Here is an 8175-nt window from a genome sequence, read left to right as displayed (position 1 = left end):
ATATCATGATATTGTTATTGTGATCGATCGCCGCTAGTTTTCATCGCCTTTTCAATCCACTTCCCAATCAGATTCCTTCCCGCTTCCCATATAAATAAACCCACCTCACTGTAAAAACCTATATAAAATCACATGGTTATAGCGGTCCAAAATTATCTGCGCACAAACAGACGAGCTTTACCAATCAAATCCACTTAATGCGGTTGGTTTATGCTTATTTATATGTTTTTCATGCCCGATTGAATAAATTATATGTTTTATCGACGCTCTAGTTGATCCAATCCTAACCAAGCCACCCACTCACCCTCGCCAAAGGGAAATCCATTCCCGGCATCAAGTATAAATATACAAATATATGTATTAATAGCGATTACGAAGGTATAATATTCCGCCTGCACGCCCTGCAGCGCGTGCTCCCCTCATGTAATCGAATAACAGGTAAATACGGATCGTTCAGCCTATCAAAAGTTGCAAAAATGATTGACTATCGCGGCTGCGTGAGGGAGCCTCTGCGCGAAAATACGGGGAACATAACAAATCATCATGTCGCCAGAACGCTTTAATGAATGCCTGCGGGTGATCCGCTGGACGCCAATCAATATTGCCTCTGCCTTGCAATGTGAACTCTCATGGATCGAGGCGCTGGAAGCCGGCAACGATACAGTTCCAGATGGCCTCGCAACATGGCTGGAAACGCTCGCGCAAGCCCATGAAGCTTTACCACCGCCATCAACCTACAGAGGAAAACGGTCGACATTCTGATGCGGCCAACAGCTGAAAACCCTCACCAACAACCGGATTACGCAATATGAAACATGCCATCGCAGTTCTCGGCCTGATCACCTTCTCCAGCCCGGCCTTCGCAGCATCGTGCGAGAAAAACTTCACAGTCTCAGGTGTGCCGATGGTCACAGCTGTCTCTTACAAATCCTTTCAGGAACTACCGAAAGCCAAAGCACCCGCTGTCCTTCAAAAGCTCGCCCAGGCCGTCGCAGCAGAAGGTTTCTCAGGTATCCAGATCAACAAGGCACTGTCGTCAATCGATGCCCACCAGGAAACCAGCGGAAGTGGCAGGATTCAGACGCTGCGCGTTGTCGCCCGCCAGAAAGGCGCCGCTGTCCGGATCGATGCTGTTTTCAACATTCAGGCAGGACAGATCGCCGACAAGGACGTCATCCGCAAGGGTATCTGCGACATCATAAAAGGCGTGTAAGGGTCGGCTTGACGTTCACCTAAACCGATGAGCGCCGCCAAGGGCCACTAAAATTGCCGATCAGCCAGCCGATTACCATTCAGGAATTTGTCGAGTTCAGCAGTACGGGATCTGGATAGCCGAACTTCTTCCGCAAACTGGGGCCACCGATCTACGGCCTCTCGAACCTGCTCTATAACCTCCCTGGCATATTGATCCGGGATCGAAGCCGCTTTGGAGACCGCCAAAAGGTGAGACATGCCGGGGGTTCTACCTTCCCCGGCTATTGCAGCGCTGTGCTCACCGCCTGGCCCGGACGAAAACGTAAGATCGTATGCGGGTGCCAGAGACCACCTACCATTCCCGTCCATAAGAAATGCATGGTTTTTAGCATGGTCGTCGCGATTTCTGGCATAGACATTGAACACCATATTTCGAAACATCTTGAGGACTTCCGCAGCGTCGCGGGTCATCATATGGGTCAGCTTGTGAAGTTGCTCATAGTTCACACTCGCCTCACGATGGCTGGCATTCAACAGGCCGCTTGCCGTGTGCATGTGGAGCCTGCCGGTAGGTGTCCTGTCAAAACGTTTCGTCGCGAAAAGCCGCCTTCCTTTCCGGGTCTCCAACAGCTGCGTGTCAGCCATCGTCAGTCCTGCAGCTACCGCCATAAGCGCATAGGCTCTTTCTTCAGCGCCAATCTCCCGCGGATCATCGGAACTAGGTGCCTTGACCATCCACCTTTCAAACCCCGCGCCCAACGGCTGGCCGTAGTCCAGAACACAGGTATTTTCCACTTGGTTGAAGCCGATCATAATCTTCGGACGTGCACCCGCGGATCCGCCCTGTGCGCCCTGCAAACGATCGATGTCGGCGATGTCCATCTCCGTCTGTACCAACTCCACCTGATCAGCGAACCAATCGAGATCAGTGACGGCCTGTTGTTTCTGATCGTCTGGCAATTCCGGAATGTATGAGAGTGCCCCCATTCCCGTTCTGCCCACCGCCGAGAGACGGTCAACCGGCGTGAGCCGGGTGTAATCAATGCCCGCTCGCTGTAGACGGCGGTCCAGCAACAGACGACCCCACCCGTCAGGCAGGCTGTCGTTGAATAGCCCATGGAGCCCGTCGAACGGATCGCGAGGCGCCGCAATCAACCCCGTGGCCGCCATCATATGGAATGGAGAAATCAAAAGGGGCGATGTCAGAAACTCCGCCGCGTACTCGAAGTAAGCCCTCCGTTCCTTGCCACTCCAGGCGAGGGTACCGAGTTTCCTCTCGTTCCCTTCGAGATTCAGATAAACCTTAATCTGCTGGATTGGCTTGAACTTCATTTCCTGCGCACACGCTGCTTGAGAGGACGATCAATGACATCATCGATATTCTGCGGCCGCCGACCTGGAAACAAGCGTTCGAACTCCGCCTCCGCCTCAAGGGCAAACGCAATTTTCACAAGGCTCTCGAGCGAAATTTTCCCGGTTTCTTCAAATAGCCTCAACGATCCGTAGGACACATTCGATCTCGAAGCCAGTTCACGCTGGGTCAATCCATGCTCAATCCGTCGGCGCTTCATTCTGTCCGCCAAACCTCTGATAACTTCCACCGGGGATGCCATCCTAAATGCTAACATATTATCACCCAAATACAAATAAATGACATTACTGCCAATATAATAGCATTTAAATAAATCGCAAGTCGGTGATTTGAGCCATGCCGGAAAAGGTAGCGGCATAACTTAGCCGCCGGAAGCCAGCGCCAAAGAAAGGATCGTACTGAGTGCACGGACGCTCAAACCACATCAACTGCAGCAACAAACATCCCGCACCAGATAAGCAACGGCAACCTGACTGAGCCAATCGCCGCCGGAGACCGCCGCTGGCGGCAATCCGGCAGCCGACACATATAAAGCCGTTATAAGGAAAATGACTTTACCCCCAAAAGGTGGGAGTTGATTGAACATCTTCAGAAGATCGGTCCATCCAGCATACGCGGAGTTGCTCGATCCGTCGAACATTCCCCGCGGGAAATAGAGAGCCTACGCTGCCCGCTAAGTCCGACGTGCCAATGCCAAAGGTGCGAATATCTGAACAGCCCGCCGACCTTTGGTTCAGTCGGCAGAATGCATGTCCGTCAACAGTTCGGCGTTGAGATGTTCCAGACCCGGCTCCATCTGCGATGCTTCAGTGGCGGCGAGGTCATCGTCGCCGAGCGTCGTCGAAAGTTCGACTCGGCGATCACGCTTTGCGAGGCGCATATCGTCCTCATAGGCAATCACAACGGTGCGACGCCGACCGTTCTTGGTGATAATGACGGGCTCGCGGACTGCAGCGTGATGATAGGCTCCAAATTTTTCGAGCCGTGTTGGAAAAAGTGGCAGAATAACTCAGCCGCCGGGAGCCGGTGCAAAAGAAAGAACCGTACCGAGTATTAAGTAGTATATCTCAATACAAAAATTTGAATTACATAATCAAATACAGTCAGCGGCTCCTCGTACAGAAACCGCTGCCCATGAGACATCACACCGTGGGTCGCAAGCACAGTTTGCTGTTGTTGCGCACACCGCTCATGTCACATACGAAGTACTTTACTTTGTATGGGTGCGAACGGGTGTCCGAGACGCTTACGGTTTTCCCACGAGAACCGATTGTTGATGTCGTACCCCAAGCTGATTTTCCGGCACATTTTCGCTCATCTCCGGGCATATAGTAGCACATGACGACTTGTACGGGGATATTGCACTTGTTGATGACGTCAACGTAGTCCCAATCGATCCTGCCCCGACTGCGCTGTTTAAATGCTACGCAATCATCATTCGCGTAAGGTGCCTGGCCATTCTTAATCGGCCTCTGAACCGACGGTCTGGGATCGGGCGTACTTGCAGCGTTGGCAATTGCGCCTGCTCTGCCAAATGCCCGGCTCATCCGATCGATATTATCCGACGAGCGTGGACGAAATGTCTGTACAGGTCTGTCCTCGGGTTCCGGTAGAGCGTTCAGTATAGCAATGCCGAGCCCCAGCAATGCGGCTGCATCAGCTCCAGATGATTGTCGTTGCGCAGAGCCACCGCCGCACCCGTAAGATCGGCCACCGTTAGCCGGGGCCAGTTCACACCGTGCATGGGCCTGTCCGGAAAAAGGAAACACGGAAAGTGATGACATAAGGATAAGAAAAGTTACACGCCAGTTCATTCTAACCTCTCGCTGAACGGATGAATCATTCCTCAGCGCAAGGCTATATCCCTCGCCCGATGCGCTGACGATGCGCCAGACACCATCATAAACGGGCACCATAATCGTACCCTAATTGGAGAATGCGACAGCTCCGTCTTTTTGTTTGTCTCTAACCGCTCACATCCAGGACGCGGACAATACGCAAGCTTCCCAGATGCGAAAATTCAGCTTGGGGACTTCAAACATGCAATTTAAAAAATTCATCCGAACCAGCGCCGTAACCCTGATTGCTTTCGCCGCAAGCGAACACGCGGTACTTGGCAAGGACATCTGCTCGGACACGTATATGAGTGAGAAGATCCATCCGTTTGCAACACGTGCCCGGAATGCAATCGGCATTTGCGGCACAGCAAAAGCGGGTGTGGCTCTCTACACCGAAAGCCTGCGGCTCGTGCAACAATGCCTGAGCGATCCGGGGCTACGGGCCTATAAGCAGGATCTGGAATGACTTTTGCACGATGCAAAAAACCAGGCATCAGCATCATGCGGCCGAGCACCGTATATTGGGGTAGCCTTGCGTGTCAGCCTAGCCGAATGCCAGCAAGCAGGACACATAGCTCCGCCTGTCGGTCGGTCCCGGTTTTACGAAGGATTGACCGAATGTGGGTACGAACCGTTTCATATTGAATTCCACAATGACCGGCGACGGTTCTCAGGTCGGCACCGTCGGCAAGAAGTGCCGCAATTTTACATTCAGACGGCGTCAGCCCAAACAGATGATGAAGCACGTCATATGAAATGAAACGCTTATCACTCACATCTTCGAACAGCACCATCGCGTACGACCTGGCGAAAACGTCACGCAAATTTGGCCCAGCCCTTTCGATCCGCGCAAGCAACGGCCTCTTCTCACCACGGGTCAACGTCACGACTTCGCCGTGAGCCAGATCATTCGATCGAATGACCTTGTTCAGCATCGTCTCAAAGACCACTGTCTCCCGTGACGACGCTGCCCTGATTTTTCCATGCGCTATTCTGACATCCCCGGTGAGAAGCGAATCCGCCTTCTGGTTAGCCGCTACCACATGACCACGATGGTCAAAGAAAACGCACGCAACATCTGCACGCTCAAACGCGGCCAGTCGTCCTCTCATGTCGCCAGCCGAAAACAGTGCCATGATCCGTGCGGACATCTGAAGGTGGGTTCTGAGATTAGCGAGGTGAACCCGGTCATCGTTCCCAAACCCGCCATCGCCGAGCCTGCGTTGCAGAACGAAAAACAGATCGTCCTCACCTGAGGAAAAATTGACGACTGCTGTATGCTGGAATCCATGCTTCGCCATGAATTTATAGTATTCGAGATTATCCAGATCACCTTTACGGACGAAATCCTCCTCGAGGACAACTCCATTACGCTTCATCAACGGTATGAATTTCGCCCGGTGGTCTCGCGTGTTCCAGCCGTCGTTGATATAGGCTTCCATGATCGAGGATAAACTCTCGGTGAAAAGAACACCTCCGACCGAGCCGGAGCTTGCCGGTGCCATGACATTGATGCCGCCGGCGCCAGTTGCCTCAGCAATCTGCTCCAGAAGCGAGGGCCAACGCGAGGGCTCCAGCGCTGCATCCTGGAACCGATTCAGCAGATTATGAAAAACCGCGATATCAACCGGCATTTTCCCCCTCACCCACCAAAGTATATTTGTATAGCCAGAATACAGCACCAGATCCAGAAGTTGTTTTCGTGCGTACTTGAAAAGACACACTTGTCGAGCTGGAAGCCGCCCGTTTCTCATCAACCTCCCGAAGCCATCAACCTGGAGCATGTGGCACGCTCTAGGCGCAACGGGGCTTCTACGACGGTCCGGACCGATGTGCGCGCTCAATCCCCGGCAAGATACTCGTTGCATTTCTGATCCGTCTTATCGTCACCTAACGACATCAGTAAGCGTCCTGCAGCAAACCCGAACTTGATCAGCCAGACATACCCCAATTGGGGTACGCAAACCTGGGGTAAGCTCGATATTAAATTTGCCGTGTAATCAAGCTGGAGCATTATCATTGCGGTACGTGTTGATGTGGGTCGGGCCTGACAGGCAAGAGCCTGTTGTCGAAACCGACGATATTTCACAGTGCATACTGTGGATCAGCAGGCAAACAGAAAATAACGCCGAATTTTCAGAGAACGACTATAACGTTATCGATCGGGATCTCGACGCGGACATTCCGCGCGCGACAAGTTTCCTGTAGCAAGAGTGCGCTACTTCAGCAGCGGAGAAAATGCCATAAGCCTCACAAAATACTTTTATAAACAATCTCAATTATCTGTATTTGAATAACAAAATACATATTTAAACAAAATTCGAGTTCACCCCCGGAACATGGCTAGGAAGAAGACTGCTCCTCTCCATGGTCCCGATGTGTTCGCAATATAGCGCTCGAGCATGATGATCCGCCTTCCGAGGGGTCAATATTCCACGCCGAAACACACGCTGATCGGCATCGACAAAATCGTCGCACGGCTGCGCCTCACCAAACAGAACTGGAACCTTCCGGCTGGCCAGACAACGAATGTCAGGATTGGCACCGAATGGGCAGGTAACATTCAGTTTATTTCGAAGGTGGTCAACGGCGATGAACTCTACCGGGAAATTCCTGAGGGCGTTGCGGAAGATGGAGGTGGTTTCAAGGTCACCACCATTCTGGGAACAGACAAACAAGCCAGCGCAATTGGTAATCACTTTCCAAGGAAATGAGCCACCATGGCGCGTGCCGGTGACGACCTATACGGAAGCGATAGCGCTCGGGACTGGCTTCGATACCTGCATATCCACCTTAACCGGGCTTGGCCAATCACTGTTCAAGGCCCCTCAGGCTTCGTCCACGTCGCCATTCGCGCAACCGTCAGGTGATGATGCCAGAACAGCCGCACAAATGCCTGCAAACCGCAGTGTGATGCTTCAAAACCCACCAGTGAAGTCAGTCGCTGCCACCGCCGCCTCAACATCACCTTGGACCTTTGAACAACGCGAGGAGGATTGGGGCGATACGTGTTTTGTGGAATCGAAACAGGTTGGCTTCATGGGTGCACCGGGCAAGGATTTCGTTGCGTTTGTTGAGAATGGAAACTTTGACGGCACTGTTCGCGCGTCTTGGCAGGTCGACGACAAGACGGCCCAAATGTCCAATGGCGATCTAGAAGACTATTTCGGCTGGCACGGCTTCTACGAAATCTCACCGCAAATCCTCGATGAAGGCAAGAAAGGCAAAAAACTAGAAATCGCCGACCTTGATGGCAAGACGGTTACCATTAGCCTTGCCAATGCCGTAGCGCCTTTCTCCCAGTTTCAGGCATGTTTCAACAAACCTGCTTCAAAGACGGAAAAGGCGAGCAACTATCCTGCGGCGAAGCAAACGCCTCCAAATCGGAAGGGCTGCGTTCTAGAAGTCGACGGGACCAAAGCAATAGATGGTGCCTGCTACTGGGGGCCCTATAGCAACGAGTCTGGCAGCTTCGTGATGGAGGCAAACGGTTACTTTGCCATCATCGAGATTGACAGCGACGTCGCCGACGGCTGGTGGAATGAAACGCCGGGATCAACGCACGCCCACACGCGACTGGGCGAAATGAAGCGCGACGGGCAGTGCTGGAAAAGCGAAAGCGCTCGCGTTTGCGCCGGAGCAAAATAACCATTGGTTAGGCCGCACACGTGATTGATCACCTTGTATGCTCACGACGCAGAAGGCGCCCTTAACGCTATTTTCATGGCCACAAAATGGCCGCAAGAACTCGCGACACGGCGAAAAGGCACC

General features: G+C 52.7%; 10 protein-coding genes and 1 pseudogene. 6 read left to right on the top strand and 5 right to left on the bottom strand.

Going from position 1 to position 8175, the window contains the following annotated elements; translation table 11 throughout:
• Positions 1-543 precede the first annotated feature (543 nt).
• A complete protein-coding gene (locus ACQZ63_RS27100; protein WP_038493340.1) occupies positions 544-762 on the top strand; it encodes a hypothetical protein in 219 nt (72 codons plus the stop codon).
• 46 nt (positions 763-808) lie between these two features.
• Positions 809-1213, top strand: a complete 405-nt coding sequence (locus tag ACQZ63_RS27095) for a hypothetical protein (RefSeq protein WP_080865033.1) — start codon at positions 809-811, stop codon at positions 1211-1213.
• Between the two features lie 47 nt (positions 1214-1260).
• Here ACQZ63_RS27095 and ACQZ63_RS27090 read toward each other — a convergent pair whose 3' ends face one another.
• Together ACQZ63_RS27090 and ACQZ63_RS27085 are read right to left on the bottom strand one after the other, a co-directional pair.
• Positions 1261-2526 carry a type II toxin-antitoxin system HipA family toxin gene (locus ACQZ63_RS27090; RefSeq protein WP_013762472.1) on the bottom strand — a complete coding sequence of 422 codons (1266 nt, stop codon included), beginning with the start codon at positions 2524-2526 and terminating at the stop codon, positions 1261-1263.
• Positions 2523-2795, bottom strand: coding sequence for a helix-turn-helix domain-containing protein (locus ACQZ63_RS27085; RefSeq protein ID WP_448799591.1), 273 nt, complete (start codon positions 2793-2795; stop codon positions 2523-2525). The genes ACQZ63_RS27090 and ACQZ63_RS27085 overlap by 4 nt, the downstream gene beginning before the upstream one ends.
• Before the next feature lie 336 nt (positions 2796-3131).
• On the opposite strand from ACQZ63_RS27085, the pseudogene ACQZ63_RS27080 reads away from it, so the two are divergent.
• Positions 3132-3209: pseudogene (locus tag ACQZ63_RS27080) on the top strand (transcriptional regulator); the annotation flags it as partial.
• Between the two features lie 90 nt (positions 3210-3299).
• Here ACQZ63_RS27080 and ACQZ63_RS27075 read toward each other — a convergent pair.
• On the bottom strand, positions 3300-3572 hold the full coding sequence (locus tag ACQZ63_RS27075; RefSeq protein ID WP_112154986.1) for a type II toxin-antitoxin system Phd/YefM family antitoxin: 273 nt from the start codon (positions 3570-3572) through the stop codon (positions 3300-3302).
• A gap of 612 nt (positions 3573-4184) precedes the next feature.
• Positions 4185-4310, bottom strand: a complete 126-nt coding sequence (locus ACQZ63_RS27070) for a hypothetical protein (protein WP_255610345.1) — start codon at positions 4308-4310, stop codon at positions 4185-4187.
• Positions 4311-4606: 296 nt separating this feature from the next.
• Between ACQZ63_RS27070 and ACQZ63_RS27065 the strand changes: the two genes are divergently transcribed.
• Positions 4607-4870, top strand: a complete 264-nt coding sequence (locus tag ACQZ63_RS27065) for a hypothetical protein (protein WP_162706810.1) — start codon at positions 4607-4609, stop codon at positions 4868-4870.
• Positions 4871-4943: 73 nt separating this feature from the next.
• Here ACQZ63_RS27065 and ACQZ63_RS27060 read toward each other — a convergent pair whose 3' ends face one another.
• Positions 4944-6038 (bottom strand): helix-turn-helix transcriptional regulator, encoded by a 1095-nt coding sequence (locus tag ACQZ63_RS27060; protein WP_112154988.1) that lies wholly within the window; start codon positions 6036-6038, stop codon positions 4944-4946.
• 768 nt (positions 6039-6806) lie between these two features.
• Between ACQZ63_RS27060 and ACQZ63_RS27055 the strand changes: the two genes are divergently transcribed.
• Positions 6807-7118, top strand: coding sequence for a hypothetical protein (locus tag ACQZ63_RS27055; protein ID WP_174012494.1), 312 nt, complete (start codon positions 6807-6809; stop codon positions 7116-7118).
• A gap of 19 nt (positions 7119-7137) precedes the next feature.
• The gene (locus ACQZ63_RS27050; protein WP_162647877.1) at positions 7138-8052 is read left to right on the top strand and encodes a hypothetical protein; all 915 of its coding nucleotides are present in this window, start codon (positions 7138-7140) and stop codon (positions 8050-8052) included.
• Positions 8053-8175: the final 123 nt, after the last annotated feature.

Source organism: Agrobacterium sp. CG160-95, assembly GCF_053521725.1.
Note: the sequence above shows the minus strand (reverse complement) of the source record. Positions and strands in the feature narration are given on the sequence as shown.